This window comes from Kitasatospora sp. NPDC058115 (assembly GCF_042884635.1).
GTDB lineage: Bacteria > Actinomycetota > Actinomycetes > Streptomycetales > Streptomycetaceae > Kitasatospora.
Genome location: NZ_JBHVTL010000021.1, coordinates 163,330 through 180,757, shown reverse-complemented (window position 1 = coordinate 180,757; position 17,428 = coordinate 163,330). Strand labels below are relative to the sequence as shown.

At 74.0% G+C, this 17,428-nt stretch carries 10 protein-coding genes and 1 pseudogene; 1 reads left to right on the top strand and 10 read right to left on the bottom strand.

Annotated elements, in window-relative coordinates:
- Positions 1-99 (top strand): annotated as a pseudogene (locus ACFVVL_RS23100) (ATP-binding protein); the annotation flags it as partial.
- A gap of 115 nt (positions 100-214) precedes the next feature.
- Here ACFVVL_RS23100 and cimA read toward each other — a convergent pair.
- The 10 genes from cimA to ACFVVL_RS23050 all read right to left on the bottom strand — a co-directional run bounded on the left by cimA (position 215) and on the right by ACFVVL_RS23050 (position 17,346).
- Positions 215-1,840 carry a citramalate synthase gene (cimA, locus tag ACFVVL_RS23095; RefSeq protein WP_380286639.1) on the bottom strand — a complete coding sequence of 542 codons (1,626 nt, stop codon included), beginning with the start codon at positions 1,838-1,840 and terminating at the stop codon, positions 215-217.
- Positions 1,841-2,199: 359 nt separating this feature from the next.
- Entirely contained in the window at positions 2,200-3,312 is a 1,113-nt protein-coding gene (locus tag ACFVVL_RS23090) for a branched-chain amino acid aminotransferase (protein WP_380286640.1), read from the bottom strand.
- A gap of 219 nt (positions 3,313-3,531) precedes the next feature.
- Complete coding sequence (locus tag ACFVVL_RS23085; protein WP_380286641.1) at positions 3,532-4,569, bottom strand: 3-isopropylmalate dehydrogenase; 1,038 nt, start codon at positions 4,567-4,569, stop codon at positions 3,532-3,534.
- Between the two features lie 109 nt (positions 4,570-4,678).
- On the bottom strand, positions 4,679-8,053 hold the full coding sequence (locus ACFVVL_RS23080; protein WP_387678054.1) for a S8 family serine peptidase: 3,375 nt from the start codon (positions 8,051-8,053) through the stop codon (positions 4,679-4,681).
- Between the two features lie 242 nt (positions 8,054-8,295).
- A complete protein-coding gene (locus ACFVVL_RS23075) occupies positions 8,296-8,457 on the bottom strand; it encodes a hypothetical protein (RefSeq protein WP_350550157.1) in 162 nt (53 codons plus the stop codon).
- A gap of 309 nt (positions 8,458-8,766) precedes the next feature.
- A complete protein-coding gene (serA, locus tag ACFVVL_RS23070; protein WP_380286643.1) occupies positions 8,767-10,350 on the bottom strand; it encodes a phosphoglycerate dehydrogenase in 1,584 nt (527 codons plus the stop codon).
- A gap of 241 nt (positions 10,351-10,591) precedes the next feature.
- A complete protein-coding gene (gene ilvC / locus ACFVVL_RS23065; RefSeq protein ID WP_350550163.1) occupies positions 10,592-11,590 on the bottom strand; it encodes a ketol-acid reductoisomerase in 999 nt (332 codons plus the stop codon).
- 109 nt (positions 11,591-11,699) lie between these two features.
- Positions 11,700-12,224 carry an acetolactate synthase small subunit gene (gene ilvN, locus ACFVVL_RS23060; protein ID WP_030302941.1) on the bottom strand — a complete coding sequence of 175 codons (525 nt, stop codon included), beginning with the start codon at positions 12,222-12,224 and terminating at the stop codon, positions 11,700-11,702.
- Between the two features lie 35 nt (positions 12,225-12,259).
- Complete coding sequence (locus tag ACFVVL_RS23055; protein ID WP_380286644.1) at positions 12,260-14,113, bottom strand: acetolactate synthase large subunit; 1,854 nt, start codon at positions 14,111-14,113, stop codon at positions 12,260-12,262.
- A 308-nt stretch (positions 14,114-14,421) separates the two neighbouring features.
- Positions 14,422-17,346 (bottom strand): putative bifunctional diguanylate cyclase/phosphodiesterase, encoded by a 2,925-nt coding sequence (locus ACFVVL_RS23050; RefSeq protein ID WP_380286765.1) that lies wholly within the window; start codon positions 17,344-17,346, stop codon positions 14,422-14,424.
- Positions 17,347-17,428: the final 82 nt, after the last annotated feature.

Below are 17,428 nucleotides of genomic sequence, written 5' to 3'. Positions count from 1 at the left end.
GACACCCCCGTCATCACCCTGGACGCCCGACGCCGCGACAGCGCCAAGAGCGCCCTCATCACCCTCGTCGAACACGCCCTCCTCGCCCGCCTGCGGTGAACCGGGGGCGCTGCCCGACGACGCACCACCCGACGACGCACGGCCGCACGGCGCGGCCCGCGGACCCTCCGGTCCACGGGCCGCGCCGTGCTGTCCCCGCCGGGCGGGACCGGCCCTACGCCGCGTCCGGCTCCAGGCCGACCCGCAGCAGGCCGTGGGTGTAGGCGTCCTCCAGCGCCAGCCAGGAGGCCGCCACCACGTTGTCGGCCACCCCGACCGTGGACCAGGTGGCGGTGCCGTCGGTGGTGTCGATCAGCACCCGGGTCTTGGAGCCGGTGCCGTGCTGGCCCTCCAGGATGCGGACCTTGTAGTCCACCAGCTCCAGCTTCGCCAGCTGCGGGTAGATCCGCTCCAGCGCGGTCCGCAGCGCCCGGTCCAGCGCGTCGACCGGGCCGTTGCCCTCGCCGGTGGCGATCATCCGCTCGCCCTTGGCCCAGAGCTTGACCGTCGCCTCGTTGCCGGCGTTGCCGCCCGGGCCCTGCTCGCTGATGGTCCGCCACGACTCCAGGGTGAAGAACCGCTGGCGCCCGCCGCGCACCTCGTCGCGCAGCAGCAGCTCGAAGGAGGCGTCGGCGGACTCGTAGGTGTAGCCGAGGCTCTCCTGCTCCTTGACCTTGGCGACCACCCGGCCGGCGAGGTCCCGGTCGGCGGAGAGGTCGTAGCCGAGCTCCTTGCCCTTGAGCTCGACGGAGGCGCGGCCGGCCATGTCGGAGACCAGCATCCGCATGGTGTTGCCGACCGTCTCCGGGTCGATGTGCTGGTAGAGGTCCGGGTCGACCTTGATCGCCGAGGCGTGCAGGCCCGCCTTGTGGGCGAAGGCGGAGAAGCCGACGTAGGGCTGGTGGGTGGACGGGGTGAGGTTGACCAGCTCGGCGATCGCGTGCGAGATCCGGGTCATCTCGGCCAGGCTGCCGGGCGGCAGCACCCGGCGGTCGTACTTGAGCTCCAGCGCGCCGACCACCGGGAAGAGGTTGGCGTTGCCGACCCGCTCGCCGTAGCCGTTGGCGGTGCACTGGACGTGGGTGGCGCCGGCGTCGACCGCGGCCAGGGTGTTGGCGACGGCGCAGCCGGTGTCGTCCTGGGCGTGGATGCCGAGCCGGGCGCCGGGCTTGTAGGTGTGGCAGTCGGCCAACACGTCGGCGACGATCTCGCGCACGCCGGAGGGCAGCATCCCGCCGTTGGTGTCGCAGAGCACCACCACCTCGGCGCCGGCCTCGTGGGCGGCGCGGACCACGGAGAGCGCGTACGCCCGGTTGGCCCGGTAGCCGTCGAAGAAGTGCTCGCAGTCGATGAAGACCCGGCGGCCCAGGGAGCGCAGGTGGGCGACGCTATCGCGGACCATCTCCAGGTTCTCGTCGAGGGTGGTGCGCAGCGCCAGCTCGACGTGCCGGTCGTGGGACTTGGCGACCAGGGTGATCACGGGCGCTCCGGAGTTCACCAGCGCGGCCAGCTGCGGGTCGTCCGCGGCGCGGCCGCCGGCCCGGCGGGTGGCGCCGAAGGCGACCAGCTGGGCGTGCGCGAGGTCCAGCTCCTCGGCGGCGCGGGCGAAGAACTCGGTGTCCCGGGGGTTGGCCCCGGGCCAGCCGCCCTCGATGAAACCGACGCCGAACTCGTCCAGGTGCCGGGCGATGGCGAGCTTGTCGGCCACCGTGAGGTTGATGCCCTCGCGCTGGGCGCCGTCGCGCAGGGTGGTGTCGAAGACGTGGAACGCGTCGTCGGGGAGGTTGGTCGCCTGGGTCATGACCCTGGGTTCTCCGTTCCGGGAGGTCGGTTACTGCTCTGCCGGTTCTGAATCCGGCTCCACTGTCCAGCATCCCGCGCGCACCCGGTGTCCCTGGGCCCCTTGTGAGGGCCTCCGGCCGGTCCGGGGAAACAAAAAGACCCCTCGCGGGTGCGAGAGGTCTGCGCGCGGGTCTGGACGCTGGTGGTCGCCCCGCATCGGGTGGTGCGGTGGCGGTCACTGCGGACCGGCGCGCCTGCTGCTAATAATCAGCGACAGCGAGGACACGCTCGCAGTGTAGGCACATCATCCGGATCGCGGCCCGCCCGTCTCGCCATCCGGGACGGGACGGCGGGGGCGGACGGGCCGCGGCGGGGGCGTCAGACGATCTTGTGCAGCCAGCCGTGGGTGTCGGGGGCCTGGCCGCCCTGGATGGCGAGCAGGGCGCGGCGCAGCTCCATGGTGACCGGGCCGGGCTCGCCGGCGCCGACGGTCCAGTCGCCGCCGTTGGACTTCACCGAGCCGACCGGGGTGATGACGGCGGCGGTGCCGCAGGCGAAGACCTCGGTGAGGGTGCCGTCGGCGTTGCCCTGCTTCCACTCGTCGGTGGAGATCCGGCGCTCCTCGACGGCGTGGCCGAGGTCGGCGGCGAGCTGCAGCAGCGAGTCGCGGGTGATGCCGGGCAGCAGGGCGCCGGACAGCTCGGGGGTGACGATCCGGGCGTCCGCGCCCTCGCCGAAGACGAAGTAGAGGTTCATGCCGCCCATCTCCTCGATCCACCGGTGTTCGGCGGCGTCGAGCCAGACGACCTGGTCGCAGCCCTTGGCGGCGGCCTCGGCCTGGGCGACCAGGGAGGCGGCGTAGTTGCCGGCGCACTTGGCGGCGCCGGTGCCGCCGGGCGCGGCGCGCACGTAGTCCTCGGAGAGCCAGACCGAGACCGGCTTGACGCCACCGGGGAAGTAGGCGCCGGCCGGCGAGGCGATGATCATGAAGAGGTAGGAGTTGGCCGGGCGGACACCCAGGCCGACCTCGGTGGCGAACATGAACGGGCGCAGGTAGAGGCTCTGCTCCGGCTCGGTCGGGACCCAGGCCTGCTCCTGCTGGACGAGCAGCTCGACGGCCTCGACGAAGGCCTCGACCGGCAGCTCGGGCATGGCCAGGCGGCGGGCGGAGGCCTGGAAGCGGGCCGCGTTGGCCTCCGGGCGGAAGGTCGCGATGGAGCCGTCGGCCTGGCGGTAGGCCTTGAGGCCCTCGAAGATCGCCTGACCGTAGTGGAGGGTCATGTTGGCCGGGTCCATCTCGATCGGCGCGTAGGGCGCCAGCTGGGCGTCGTGCCAGCCCACGCCCTCGGTCCAGCGGATGGTGACCATGTGGTCGGTGAACACGCGCCCGAAGCCCGGGTTGGCCAGCCGGGCCTCGCGCTCCGCCGGGGAGAGCGGGTGGGCGGAGGGCTTGAGGTCGAACGTGATGGGCGCCTGGGTGGGCGTGCTCATGGCTGTGTGTCCTTCACCGTGGGGTTGGTCCGGGCCGCTCCGCCGGATGAACGTTCCGCCTGTTTCGGACGGAACGGACGCACGACGGCACGGCCCACTGTCGATACTCGCATCCAGAGGGCCGTGCCGAACAGCCGCGGGCTCCTTGGAGATCCGCAAGCTGCCGTTATGGGGTCCGGCCCGCGGGGGCCGGAACACCGTTTGTCGGGTTCCGGCCTCCTAGGCGGATACTCGGGCGGCGAGCGCGTCGCCGACCTGGGCGGTGGTGCGGGCCCCGGTGCGCCCGGTGAGGTCCGCGGCGACCGCGTCCTCGATCCGGGCGGCCTCGGCGGGGTACCCGAGGTGGTCGAGCAGCATGGCGACCGACAGCACGGTGGCGGTCGGGTCGGCCTTGCCCTGGCCGGCGATGTCCGGCGCCGAGCCGTGCACGGGCTCGAACATCGACGGGAAGGCACCGCTCGGGTTGATGTTGCCGCTGGCGGCCAGGCCGATCCCGCCGGTCACGGCGGCGGCCAGGTCGGTCAGGATGTCGCCGAACAGGTTGTCGGTCACGATGACGTCGAACCGCTCGGGCTGGGTGACGAAGAAGATGGTCGCCGCGTCGACGTGCAGGTAGTCGGTGGTGACCTCGGGGAACTCCCGGCCGACCTGCTCGAAGATCCGGGTCCACAGGTGGCCGGCGTGCACCAGCACGTTGTTCTTGTGCACCAGAGTCAGCTTCTTGCGCGGACGCGCCTGGGCCCGCCGGTAGGCGTCGCGCACCACGCGCTCGATGCCGAACGCGGTGTTGAGGCTGACCTCGGTGGCCACCTCGTGCTCGGTGCCGGTGCGCAGCGAGCCGCCGTTGCCGACGTACGGGCCCTCGGTGCCCTCGCGGACGACCACGAAGTCGATCTGCGGGTCACCGGCCAGCGGGGACTTCACCCCGGGGAAGAGCCGCCCCGGACGGAGGTTGATGTGGTGGTCGAAGGCGAACCGCAGCTTGAGCAGCAGCCCGCGCTCCAGCACCCCGGACGGCACGCTCGGGTCGCCGATGGCGCCGAGCAGGATCGCGTCGTGGGCCTTGAGCTCCGCCAGGACGCTGTCCGGGAGCGTCTCACCGGTGCGGTGGTAGCGCCGGGCCCCGAGGTCGAACTCGGTGGTCTCCAGCTTCACATCGGCGGGAAGCACCGCCCCCAGGACCTTGAGACCCTCGGCCACCACTTCCTGGCCGATTCCGTCACCGGGGACGACTGCGAGACGAATCGTGCGAGACATGCTCGGAGGCTACTCCGGTGTCCCAGAGCCTGACATCCCGCGTCCGCCATTCGGACAAACCGCCCCGTCCGAGGGGCGCCCGACGGTCGCCGGGCGCCCCTGGGCCGGGCTACGGCAGGGTCAGGACCTGGCTGCGGCCGGGCTCCGGGTCGAGGTGGTGGAGGAGCAGGACCCGGGCCGGGGCGGGGCCGCTGCGGCGGATGTCGAGGACGGTGCCGGGGTGGACCGGGGCAGCGATCGCGGCGGGGCCGCCGGGGCCGGTGCGGATGTCGACGGCGGGGTGGAGGACGTCGACGGGGAGGGTGGGCCGGGTGCCCTGGAGGCCGATCGCGGAGAAGGACTCGGCCGGATCGGGAGTCCCGGAGCCGGTGAGACCGGTCCACAGCGCGTAGTGGACGGTGCTGCGGCCGGGGCCGATGCCCGGCAGGACGGCCAGGCGGACCGGCAGCACCACCGCGTCGGAGTCCAGCAGCGCGGTGTCGGTGTCCCCCCAGCGGGCGTTGAGCGGCTGGACGTCCAGCTCGGTGCCGGTGCGGGCGTCCAGGGCGCGGGCCACCAGGACGTCGCTGCCGCGCAGCCGGTCGGCCTTGACGATCACGTCGGTGACGCCGTCGCCGTCGGTGTCCAGCGCGGCCCGGACGGCGAACAGCCCGACCGGGGTGGCGGCCGGCGCCCACACCCGGGCGCCCAGGTAGAGCCGGCCCTCGGCGAGCGGGTCGCCGGTGACGGCGGGCGCGTCGGTGGCGGCGCCGACGGCGCGCAGGCCGGCGGCCCGGTCGCCGGGGTGCTCGACGCAGAGGTCCTGGAGGTGCTCGGCCTCCCCGGTGCTGCCCTCCGGGACGATGCCCGCGCCGGGGCCGACGCCCGCGCCGCTGTCCGGCGGGCAGTCGGGCCAGCGGCCGCCCTCCCCGCCCAGCGCGAAGGCGCTGACCAGGCCGGGCCCGCCGCCGGGGGTGCCGCTGCCGGTGAGGACGGCCAGCGCGCCGTCGCGGGCGGTGCGGACCGGGGCGGTGGCGGCCAGCTCGGAGGCCGCCCGCGGGGCGGCGAACAGCGGCACCCGCAGCCCGGGGGCGGCCGGGTCCTCCGGGGTGAGCAGCAGCCTGCCGGAGAGCTCGCCCCGGTAGCTGCGGGCCCGGCCGCCCTGGACGGTCGCGGTCGTCGGATCGGGGGCGCGGCCGAGCGCGCCGGGCACCCGGAGGGTGATCCGCACCCGCGCGGCGCCGCCGGGCGGGACCTCGACCCGCCCGGGCGCGAGCTCGAAGGCGGCGCCGGGCGCGTCGGTGGCCGCCGCGTAGCCGGTGCGGTAGGCGACCGGGGCGGCGGAGAGGTTGCGCACCTCGACCTCGCGGACCAGGGCGAGCGGCCCGGTGACAGCGAGCGGGCCGAAGGAGACGCCGACCGCGCCCTCGACCGCGCCCTCCCCCGCCGCGTAGGCGACGGCCGGGGTGCGCACCGCGCGGTCCACGGCGGCCCGGCCGGCTCCGGTGCGCTCGGGCCCGTAGGCCGGGCCGGTGGCGCCGTCGCCGAGCCAGGTGTCCCCCGCGGTGTTCATCAGCGCGGCCTTCACCTGCTCGACGCTCCAGTCCGGGTGGACGGCGCGCACCAGCGCCGCCAGCCCGGCGACGTGCGGGGTGGCCATCGAGGTGCCGTCCTCGCGCTGGCCGCCGGTGCCGCTGCCGACCAGGGCCGACCAGACGGTCTCGCCGGGGGCGGCGAGGTCCGGCTTGACGACGCCGGGCACGCCGATCCCGCGCGAGGTGAAGTCGGTGAGGGTGTCGAGCCGCTGCGGCTGGTCCTGGGCGGCGGCGCCGTGCAGCGGGTTGCCGGGTGCGGCGAGGCGGACCCGGACCGGCCCGGCGGCGGCGCCCGCGCGCAGCCGTTCGCCGTCGGCGCGGCCGAGCAGGGCGAGCGGCACCCGGTCGTTGCCGGCGATCTCGGCGAGGTGGTCGTCGTCGGCGGCCAGCAGCGCGCCGGCCGCTCCCGCCTCGGCGACGTGGTCGGCGCGCGGGCCCGAACCGCAGGCGCGCTCGGACTCGCGGGTGCTCCAGGCGAGCACCGCGATCCGCCCGGCGAGCCGCTGCCGGTCGGCCTCGGAGAAGGCCGTGCAGCCGTCGGCCTGGTCGGCGGGCAGCGCGAGCTCACCGCCGACGTCGGCGGTGGACCAGTCCCGGTAGCGGGCGCTCCAGTGGGCCGGCAGCACGCCGGCGAGCGACGGCGGGTCGAGCACGGTGATGCCGTCGGCGTCCCCGTGCGGGTCGACCGAGGCGGCGACGGCGACGGCCCGGGCGGCGGTGCCGGGGCTGCCGCCGATGCCGTAGACGTCACCCTCGTTGCCCGCGGCGGCGACCACCACGGTGCCGAGCTCGGCGAGCCGGTCGACGGCGAGGGCGTCGGCGTCGTCGGTGGAGCCGAAGCGGCTGCCGAGCGAGAGGTTGAGGACGTCGAGCCGGTCGCCCGGGTCGCCGTCGCCGTCCGGGTCGGCGGCCAGGTCGAGGGCGTGGCCGAGCTGGTCGGTGGAGCCGTCGCAGCCGAAGACCCGGATCGCGTAGAGCCGGGCGCCGGGCGCGGCGCCCGGGCCGACCTTGAAGCCGGCCGGGTCCAGGCCGGGACGGTAGGGGCCGCGGTAGGGCTGCCCGTCGGCAGTGACGCCGAGGCCGGCGGCGGTGCCGGCCACATGGGTGCCGTGGCCGTTGCGGTCGCAGTCGATCGGGTTGTCGTCGGGGTGCGGGTCGGGCTGGTAGTGCGCGGCGTCCGGGTCGGGCTGGTAGTCGTCGCCGACCAGGTCGCGGCCGCCGATCACCTTGGCGTTGGGGAAGAGTGCGGCGGGCGCGGGCTTCGCGCCGTCGACGGACCGGAACGCCTCCTCGGTGCCGGGGCCGCCGAAGTCGGCGTGGGTGTAGTCGATGCCGCTGTCGGCGACGCCGATCCGGATGCCCTCCCCGGTGGTGCCGGACAGGGCCTGCGCCCAGACCTCGGGCGCGCCGGTGACCGGCACCGAGTACGCGTTGTCGCGCCGCTTGCGGAGGATCGGGTGCACGGCCGTGACCCCGGGCAGGGTGCGCAGCGCGGGCAGCCGGCCGGCCGGCGCGCTCACCGCGAGGCCGGTGACCAGGGTGCGGGTGCGGTAGAGCTCGTGGGCGGCGGGCACCGCACCGTGGACGGCGTCGGCCACCCGGTCCAGCGCGGCGGAGGCGCGGGCCCGCTGGGCGGCGCCGGCCAGGGCGGCCTCCCGGCGGGCGGCCTCCGGGGAGCGCTGCCGGCGGCGGGCCTCGTCACCGGCCCGCCGCCAGACGGGGGCGACGGGCTCGGTGGCGAGTTCCAGCAGGACCGGGACGGGCGGGCCGGTGGCCGGGGCCACCGGGCTCGCGGGCGGGTGGCCGGCGGCCGGGGCGGCGCCGGTCAGCAGGGCCGGTCCGGCGCCGGCCAGCAGGGCCAGCGCGAGGCCGATCCGGGCGAGTGGCCGGCGGACGGTGGGACGACGCATGAGGTCCTCTCCCCCGGCCGGGGGAAGTGATCCGCGTCCCGTGCCGCTGACGCCCGCCCGTGCGGCCGTCGATCACCCTTCCGGGGGCCCCAAATTAGGAATATCGCGCCGGTCGGGGCGAGCAACCTCCCCCGAACGGTGGCAAGTTGCACCCCTTGGAGTGATGCTCCGTCAGCCCGTTCGGCCCATTCGGCGGATGAACGCCACCGGGCGGCCCGGACGCCCGGGGCCCGGGCGGCGGCTCAGTGGTGGCCGGTCACGCCGCCGTTGTCGCGGCGGTCCAGCGCGCGCTGGAGCGCGGCGGCGGCGAAGGGGTTCCGCTCGGCGGCCCGGCGGCGGCGCGGGACGCGGGTCTGCGGGGCGGCGGGGGCGGAAGCGGCGTGGCGGTCGGCGGTGGGGGGCATACCGGGCTCCTTGGTTCGATACGCGCCGTCGGAACGGACGCGGCGGTGGGGAGGAGGGGGGTACACCGGGCGGGGATCACCTGCCCATCGGGCGTACGGGCACGCACGGGCCGCACACCCTGGCTACAGGGGCGGCACACCGTACGGCTTCCACCACGGTACGGCCCCGGCCGTGCGGTGTCTGCCCGGATACTTGGATTTCCTACTATCTGAGACGACCGTCACCCGGAGGAACGCACCAGGGCCCGGACCGCCGTCCGTGCGGTGGTCCGGGCCCTGGTGAGGGGTGGTGCGGGGGGCGTCGCGGGATCAGGCGCCCAGGTCGACCGAGCGCGCGAAGCGGGCGCCGATCTCGGCGGCGATGGCCGACAGCACGTCCTGCGGGATCTCGCTGTCCACCGTGAGGGAGGCCAGCGCGCCGCTGCCGTCGCGGGCGACCTGCATGCCGGCGATGTTGATGCCGGCGTCGCCGAGGTGGCGGCCGAGGACGCCGACGACGCCCGGGCGGTCCTCGTACTTGAAGAAGGCCATGTGGTCGGTCAGCGCCACGTCCACGTCGAAGGCGTCCACGCCGACGATCTTCTGGACCTGCTTGGGGCCGGCCAGCGTGCCGGAGATGGCGATCTCCTCGCCGTTCGCGAGGGTGCCGCGCACGGTGATGACGTTGCGGTGCTCGGGGCTCTCGCTGGAGGTGGTCAGCCGCACCTCGACGCCGCGCTCCTGGGCGAACAGCGGGGCGTTGACGTAGGACACCGTCTCGGCCACGACGTCCTCGAACACACCCTTGAGGGCGGACAGTTCGAGCACCTTGACGTCGTGCTGGGTGATCTCGCCGCGCACCTCGACGTCGAGCCGCACCGCCACCTCGCCGGCCAGCGCGGTGAAGATCCGGCCGAGCTTCTCGGCCAGCGGCAGGCCCGGGCGGACGTCCTCGGCGATCACGCCGCCCTGGACGTTGACCGCGTCCGGCACCAGCTCGCCGGCCAGCGCCAGGCGCACCGAGCGGGCGACGGCGATGCCGGCCTTCTCCTGGGCCTCGTCGGTCGAGGCGCCCAGGTGCGGGGTGGCCACCACGTTGTCGAGGGCGAACAGCGGGGAGTCGGTGCACGGTTCCTTGGCGTACACGTCCAGGCCGGCGCCGGCCACCCGGCCGTCGCGCAGGGCGCTGAGCAGCGCCTCCTCGTCGACGATGCCGCCGCGGGCGGCGTTGACGATCCGGACGGTCGGCTTGACCTTGTGCAGCGCCTCGTCGCCGATCAGGCCGAGGGTCTCCGGGGTCTTCGGGAGGTGGACGGTGATGAAGTCCGAGACCTCCAGCAGCTCCTCCAGCGAGACCAGCTTGACGCCCATCTGCGCGGCGCGGGCGGCCTGGATGTAGGGGTCGTACGCGACGATCTTCATGCCGAACGCCGACATCCGCTGGGCGACCAGCACGCCGATCCGGCCGAGGCCGACGACGCCGAGGACCTTCTCGCTCAGCTCGACGCCGGTGTACTTGTTGCGCTTCCACTCGCCGCCCTTGAGCGCGGCGTTGGCCGGCGCGATGTTGCGGGCGACGGAGATCAGCAGGCCGCAGGCGAGCTCGGCGGCGGTGACGATGTTGGAGGTCGGCGCGTTCACGACCATGACGCCGGCCTTGGTGGCGGCGGAGACGTCCACGTTGTCGAGGCCGACGCCGGCCCGGGCGACGACCTTGAGCTTGCGCGCGGCGGCCAGCGCCTCGGCGTCGACCTTGGTGGCGGAGCGGATCAGGATGGCGTCGACGTCCGCGATCGCGGTCAGCAGCTCGGTGCGGTCCGCGCCGTTGCAGTGGCGGATCTCGAAGTCGGGGCCAAGGGCGTCGACCGTGGCGGGCGAGAGCTCTTCGGCGATCAGAACTACGGATTTGCTCACGACAGTGTGTCCTAACTGTCCGGTTCCCCCGAGCACGAAGGTGGCGTGGAGGGCGGGGGAAGGTGGCATGCCGCGTAGGTAGACGCACGACGCTGTGGGCCTGACGCGCACTCGGAAGTGTATCGACGGGCTGGATACCCGGCTGCTCCCGTCCGGCGAAATCACCCGGACGGGAGCAGCCTAGTTGTACAAGGGCGTTACAAAATCGAGAGGGTCCGACTCAGCGTGCGCCCGGTGCCGCTCAGGCCTCTTCCTTGACCCAGCTCATCAGCTTGCGCAGCTTCTTGCCGGTGGTCTCCAGCAGGTGGTCCTCGTCGGCCTTCTTGTACTCGTTGTACTTCGGCAGACCGGCCTTGTACTCGGCGATCCAGGTGTTGGCGAAGGTGCCGTCCTGGATCTCGGCGAGGACCTTCTTCATCTCGGCCTTGGTGGCGTCGGTGATGATCCGCGGGCCGGTGACGTAGTCGCCCCACTCGGCGGTCTCGGAGACCGACCAGCGCATCTTCTCCAGGCCGCCCTCGTACATCAGGTCGACGATGAGCTTCAGCTCGTGCAGGCACTCGAAGTAGGCGATCTCCGGCTGGTAGCCGGCCTCGACCAGGGTCTCGAAACCGGCCTTCACCAGGGCGGCGGTGCCACCGCAGAGGACGGCCTGCTCACCGAACAGGTCGGTCTCGGTCTCCTCGGTGAAGGTGGTCTTGATGACGCCGGCCTTGGTGGCGCCCAGGCCCTTGGCGTAGGACAGCGCCAGGTCGAAGGCCTTGCCGGAGGCGTCCTGCTCGACGGCGACGATCGCCGGGACGCCGCGGCCCTCCTCGTACTGGCGGCGGACCAGGTGGCCCGGGCCCTTCGGGGCGACCATGCAGACGTCGACGTCGGCCGGCGGCTTGATGAAGCCGAAGCGGATGTTCAGGCCGTGGCCGAAGAACAGGGCGTCGCCGGCCTTCAGGTGCGGGGCGATGTCCGCCTCGTAGACGTCGGCCTGGATCGGGTCCGGGACCAGGATCATGATGACGTCGGCCTCGGCCGCGGCCTCGGCGGGGGTGACCACGCGCAGACCGGCCTCCTCGGCCTTCTGGCGGGACTTGGACTCCGGCTTCAGGCCGACCCGGACGTCCGCGCCCGAGTCGCGCAGGGACAGCGCGTGGGCGTGGCCCTGGCTGCCGTAGCCGATGACCGCGACCTTGCGGCCCTGGATGATGGACAGGTCGGCGTCGTCTTCGTAGAACAGCTCGGCCACGGGGGCACATCTCCTTGCGAGTGGTTTGCCTGGGTCTGCGTCGGTTCCTACCGTATGCGGACCCGGTGAAGGGGTGGGGCGGTAATCAGGGTGTGAGACGCGGCGCGGGTCAGGCGCTGCGGTCGAGGGCGCGCAGCGAGCGGTCCGTGATCGAACGGGCGCCGCGTCCGATGGCGACCAGGCCGGACTGGACCAACTCCTTGATGCCGTAGGGCTCCAGCATCCGGAGCATGGCCTCCAGCTTGTCCGAGCTGCCGGTGGCCTCGATGGTCACCGCGTCCGGGGACACGTCGACCGTCTTGGCGCGGAACAGCTGGACGATCTCGACGATCTGCGACCGGGTCTCGTTGTCGGCGCGGACCTTCACCAGGACCAGTTCCCGCTGGATCGCAGCGGACTGGTCGAGTTCGACGATCTTTATCACGTTGACGAGCTTGTTGAGCTGCTTGGTGACCTGTTCCAGCGGGAGGTCCTCGACGTTGACCACGATGGTCATCCGGGACACGTCCGGATGCTCGGTGGGGCCGACGGCGAGGGAGTCGATGTTGAAGCCCCGACGGGAGAACAGCGCGGCGATCCGGGCGAGCACGCCGGGCTTGTTCTCGACCAGGACGGACAGGGTGTGCTTGGACATGGGTCGTGGGTTCCCTTGGTCGTTCCGGAAGGGGCTCAGTCGAGGTCGTCGCCGAAGTCGGGGCGCACCCCGCGGGCGAACTGGATCTCGTCGTTGCTGGTGCCGGCCGCGACCATCGGCCAGACCATGGCGTCCTGGTGGACGATGAAGTCGATGACCACCGGGCGGTCGTCGATCTCCATCGCCTGCTTGATCACCGCGTCGAGGTCCTCGGGGCGCTCGCAGCGCAGGCCGACGCAGCCCATCGCCTCGGCGAGCAGGACGAAGTCGGGGATCCGGGTGCCCTGGGCGGGCGGCTCGATGCCGTCGTGGCCGGGGCCGGAGTGCAGCACGGTGTTGGAGTAGCGCTGGTTGTAGAACAGCGTCTGCCACTGCCGGACCATGCCCAGCGACCCGTTGTTGATGACCGCGACCTTGATCGGGATGCCGTTCAGGGCGCAGGTGACCAGCTCCTGGTTGGTCATCTGGAAGCAGCCGTCGCCGTCGATCGCCCAGACCGCGGTCTCCGGGCGGCCCGCCTTGGCGCCCATCGCGGCCGGCACGGCGTAGCCCATGGTCCCGGCGCCGCCGGAGTTGAGCCAGGTGGCCGGCTTCTCGAACTGGATGAACTGCGAGCTCCACATCTGGTGCTGGCCGACGCCCGCCGCGTAGATGGCGTCCGGGCCGACCAGCCGGCCGATCCGCTCGATGACCTGCTGCGGGGAGAGCTGGCCGCCCGCCGCGGGCTCGTAGCCCACCGGGTAGGTCCGCTTCCACTCGTCGAGCCGCTCCCACCAGTCGCCGTAGTCGCCCTTGTGGCCGGCGTCGAACTCGGCCTGGACGGCGACGATGAGGTCGGCCAGCACCTCGCGGGCGTCGCCGACGATCGGCACGTCGGCCGGGCGGTTCTTGCCGATCTCGGCCGGGTCGATGTCGGCGTGGACGACCTTGGCGTACGGCGCGAAGCTGTCCAGCTTGCCGGTGACCCGGTCGTCGAAGCGGGCGCCGAGGGTGAACAGCAGGTCCGCCTTCTGCAGCGCGGTGACGGCCGGGACGGAGCCGTGCATGCCGGGCATGCCCAGGTGCTGCGGGTGGCTGTCCGGGAACGCGCCGAGCGCCATCAGGGTGGTGACCACCGGGGCGCCGGTCAGCTCGGCGAGGATCCGCAGCTCGGCCGTGGCACCGGCCTTGATGACGCCGCCGCCGACGTACAGCACCGGGCGCTTGGAGGTGACCAGCATCTTCGCGGCCTCGCGGATCTGCTTGGCGTGCGGCTTGGTCACCGGGCGGTAGCCGGGCAGCGAGGTCTCGGCCGGCCAGCGGAAGGTGGTGGTGGCCTGCAGGGCGTCCTTGGCGATGTCGACCAGGACCGGGCCGGGGCGGCCGGTGGCGGCGATGTGGAACGCCTCGGCGATCACCCGGGGGATCTCGGCCGGGTCGGTGACCAGGTAGTTGTGCTTGGTGATCGGCATGGTGATGCCGCAGATGTCCGCCTCCTGGAAGGCGTCCGTGCCGATCGCCTGGGAGGCGACCTGGCCGGTGATCGCGACGATCGGCACCGAGTCCATGTAGGCGTCGGCGATCGGGGTGACCAGGTTGGTCGCGCCCGGGCCGGAGGTCGCCATGCAGACCCCGACCCGGCCGGTGGCCTGGGCGTACCCGGTGGCGGCGTGACCGGCGCCCTGCTCGTGGCGGACCAGGATGTGACGCACCTTGGTGGAGTCCATCAGCGGGTCGTACGCGGGAAGGATGGCCCCGCCGGGGATGCCGAAGACGGTGTCCGCGCCGACGGCCTCCAGCGAGCGGATGAGCGACTGGGCGCCGGTCATGGTCTCGACGACGTGCTGCGGAGCGGGAGCGTGGGCGGCCGGGGTGTCCCCACGGCGGGGGGCTGCGGCGTGCTCAGTCATCTGCCTGTCTCTTCTCGGTTCTGGCCGGCCCGGTGGTTGCGGGCCCCGGGGTCGAGGGATGGGGTCCCGCTTGCGGGCCGATCGCCGGCTCTGCCCCAATCGTCCCTTTCGCGGGGCCTCGGGGCCAGGGGTCTTGCAGTGGTGGAACGGCGTCGGTGCAACAAAAAACCCCTCGTGCCCAAGGGCATGCGAGGGGTGGCGCGTCGGTCTGTCACGAGCGGGGCATGGCCCGCTCAGCCGACGCGCCCGCCAAGTACGAGAATTCGGGTGCGCATGGCAACGACCTTCCTCCCGTCACGGCCCGACTGTCAAGCAGGTGGGACGACAGTCTCGCCATGCGGACCCGCTCCCGGACCTGCGACGGCCGGGTGTTCGGGCAGGTCGGAGGGGTTGTGGTGAGCTACGACACGTCCCTGGCCGCCCTCCGCGCGCCCACTCGTCCGGGTGTCCGCGGCCAGGTACGCTCGCCGGGCCGGCAGCGGGCCGGGCGGCCGCGGCACCGGATAGACGCGGCGGGCCAGGGCGCGCCGCAGCCTGGTCTCGTCCAGGGGGGCGGAGAAGGCCGAGCCCTGCACCTGGCGGCAGCCCAACTCCTGCAGCACGGCCACCTGGCGGGGCAGGTCGACGCCCTCCGCGGCGGTGACCAGGCCGAGGTCCCGGCCGAGCCGCAGGGCGTGCCCGGCGAGCGTGCGGGCGAGCGCGGAGTCGCCGAGGTCGTGGACCAGCGAGCGGTCCAGCTTGAGGCCGTCGAAGGGCAGCCGGGCGAGCGCGCCGAGCGAGCCGCCGCCGGCCCCGAAGCCGGCCAGCGCGGTGGAGACGCCCAGGCGGCGCAGCGCGGCGAGCCGGCGGCCGAGTTCGTCGGCCAGCTCGTCCGGGCCCATCCGGGCCACCTCGACGATCAGCTGGCCGCCGGGCAGGCCGCTGTCGCGCAGGGCGGCGGCCACCGTCTCGTACAGGCCGGGGGCGCAGAGCCGTTCGGCGGAGAGCCGCACCGAGACCGGGACCGGCGGGGCGGCGGGGCGGCCGCAGACGGGCAGGCCGCGGCGCAGCGCGGCGGCGGCGACCGCCTCGCGGACCAGCCAGCGGGAGAACCGGGCGGCGGCGTCGCCGTGTTCGGTGGAGCGCAGGAACTCGGCCGGGGTGAGCAGCAGGCCCTGCACGGAGCGCCAGCGGGCCTGGGCCTCGACGGCGGTGACCGCGCCGCTCACGAGGTCCACCACGGGCTGGTGGAGCAGCGCGAAGCCGCCCTCCCGGACGGCCGCCCGCAGCCGCTCGTCCAGTTCGGTGCGGCGCTCCAGGTCGGCGCGCATGGCCGGGGAGTAGAGCATGACCCGGCCCTTGCCCTCGGACTTGGCGCGGTACATCGCGAGGTCGGCGTTGCGCATCAGCTCGTCGGCCCCGGCCCGCGGATCGGCGGCCGGGCCGCGTTCGGGGCTGCCGAAGGCGATGCCGATGCTGGCCGCCACGCTGAGTTCGCTGCCGCCGATCCAGTAGGGCTCGGAGAGCGCGGTGCGCAGCCGGTCGGCGAGCTCCTGGACCTGGAGGCGGCCGAGCGGGCCGCAGACCAGGGCGGCGAACTCGTCGCCGCCGAACCGGGCGACGGTGTCCCCGCAGCGCACGGCGCCCTGGAGCCGGCGGGCGGCCTGGACGAGCAGTTCGTCGCCGACCTGGTGGCCCGCGGTGTCGTTGACCGCCTTGAAGCCGTCGAGGTCGAGGAAGAGCACCGCGACCCCGGCGCCGGCCTCGTCCTGCGGGCCGCGGGCGGCCAGCGCGGTGCGCAGCCGCTGGGTGAACAGCGCCCGGTTGGGCAGGTCGGTGAGCGGGTCGTGGAAGGCGTTGTGCTGCAACTGGGCCTGGAGCATGACCCGTTCGGTGACGTCGCGGCTGTTCAGGATGAGGCCGTCGCGGTACCGGTCGACGGTCGACTCGACGTGCAGCCACTCACCGGCGCCGGAGCCGATCCGGCACTCCACCCGGGCCGCGGGCAGCGGCTCGCCGCCCGGGTCGCGGTGGGCGGCCAGCCGGCCGCGGGCGAGGAAGCGGCGGACCTCCAGCAGCACCCGGTCGACGTCCTCGGGGTGGATGAGGTCCAGCAGGTTGCCGCCGACCAGTTCCTCCGGATCGCGCCCGTAGACGCCCAGCGCGGCCGGGGAGACGTAGGAGAGCACCCCGTTGGCCCCGGCGATCATGATGACGTCGCTGGAGCCCTGCACCAGGGAGCGGAAGTGCGCCTCCTTGTGGGCGAGTTCCTGGGCCAGCGAGAGGTTGTCGAGCAGCATGATGCCCTGCCGCAGGATCAGCGCGAGGCCGACGGTGCAGGCGGCCGAGGCGACCACCCGGTCCAGCGAGCGGCCGCCGAGGGCGTTGTAGAGGATCCCGGCGGTGCAGACCGCGGCGGCGGCGTACGGGGTGAGCGCGCTGAAGGTGGTGGCGACCCGGCGGCGCGGCAGGCCGCCGAGCGCGGGGTGCTCGCGCAGCGGGCGGCGCCAGCGCGGGGACCACGGCGCCCAGGCGAGCAGCAGGCTGCCCGCGAACCAGCCGGCGTCCAGCAGTTCGCCGGAGTGGTAGCTGCTGCGCAGTTCGGGCGAGGTGAACAGGGCGTCGCAGAGCACGGTGACGGCGAGGCCGACCATGGCGGTGTGGACGGCGGCCCGGTTGCCGTCCCGGCCGCCGAAGCGCAGGCCGACGACCAGCGAGACCAGCAGGATGTCCAGCACCGGGTAGGCCAGGTTGAGGGCCAGGCGCAGCGGGGAGCCGGCCTCGCCGGCGGCGGTGCGGCCGAGCGCGAGGCTCCAGCTGAGGGTGAACAGCGAGCCGGCCACCAGCCAGCCGTCGAGCAGCAGGCAGAGCCAGCCGGCGGCGGTGCGCGGGCGCTGGGCGAGCACCAGGACGCCGGTGATGGCGAGCGGGGCGAACAGCAGGAAGGCGTACTCGGCGAGCGAGTTGGGCGGCAGCGGGGTGCGTTCGACCAGCTCGTACCAGCCCCAGGTGCCGTTGCCGAAGGCGACCATGAGCGAGGAGAGGCCGAACAGCAGCCAGGCCGGGCGGGCGTGGCCGCCGACCGTGCAGCCGTACGCCAGGCAGGAGAGCGCGGCCGCGAGGGCGGCGGCGGCCAGGCCGAAGTCGCCCATGAAGACGGCGATCTGGCGCGAGCCCCAGCCGAGTGCCGCGCCGAGGGCGTAGGCGAGGCAGAGCACGCCGAGGGCGGCCCCGGGCAGTCTGCGGCTGTGCAGCGCCCGGCGGAGCGGCCCGGGTCTGCGGCACCCGGGTGCCGGCGGGGCGGCCGCACGGAGGGCGGACCGGGGCGCGCCGCCC

Excerpts from the sequence above, each read along its gene's own strand:
- cimA (WP_380286639.1), bottom strand. The coding sequence starts at position 1,840 with ATGACCCAGGCGACCAACCTCCCCGACGACGCGTTCCACGTCTTCGAC.
- ACFVVL_RS23090 (WP_380286640.1), bottom strand. The coding sequence starts at position 3,312 with ATGAGCACGCCCACCCAGGCGCCCATCACGTTCGACCTCAAGCCCTCC.
- ACFVVL_RS23085 (WP_380286641.1), bottom strand. The coding sequence starts at position 4,569 with ATGTCTCGCACGATTCGTCTCGCAGTCGTCCCCGGTGACGGAATCGGC.
- ACFVVL_RS23080 (WP_387678054.1), bottom strand. The coding sequence starts at position 8,053 with ATGCGTCGTCCCACCGTCCGCCGGCCACTCGCCCGGATCGGCCTCGCG.
- ACFVVL_RS23075 (WP_350550157.1), bottom strand. The coding sequence starts at position 8,457 with ATGCCCCCCACCGCCGACCGCCACGCCGCTTCCGCCCCCGCCGCCCCG.
- ilvN (WP_030302941.1), bottom strand. The coding sequence starts at position 12,224 with ATGTCCAAGCACACCCTGTCCGTCCTGGTCGAGAACAAGCCCGGCGTG.
- ACFVVL_RS23055 (WP_380286644.1), bottom strand. The coding sequence starts at position 14,113 with ATGACTGAGCACGCCGCAGCCCCCCGCCGTGGGGACACCCCGGCCGCC.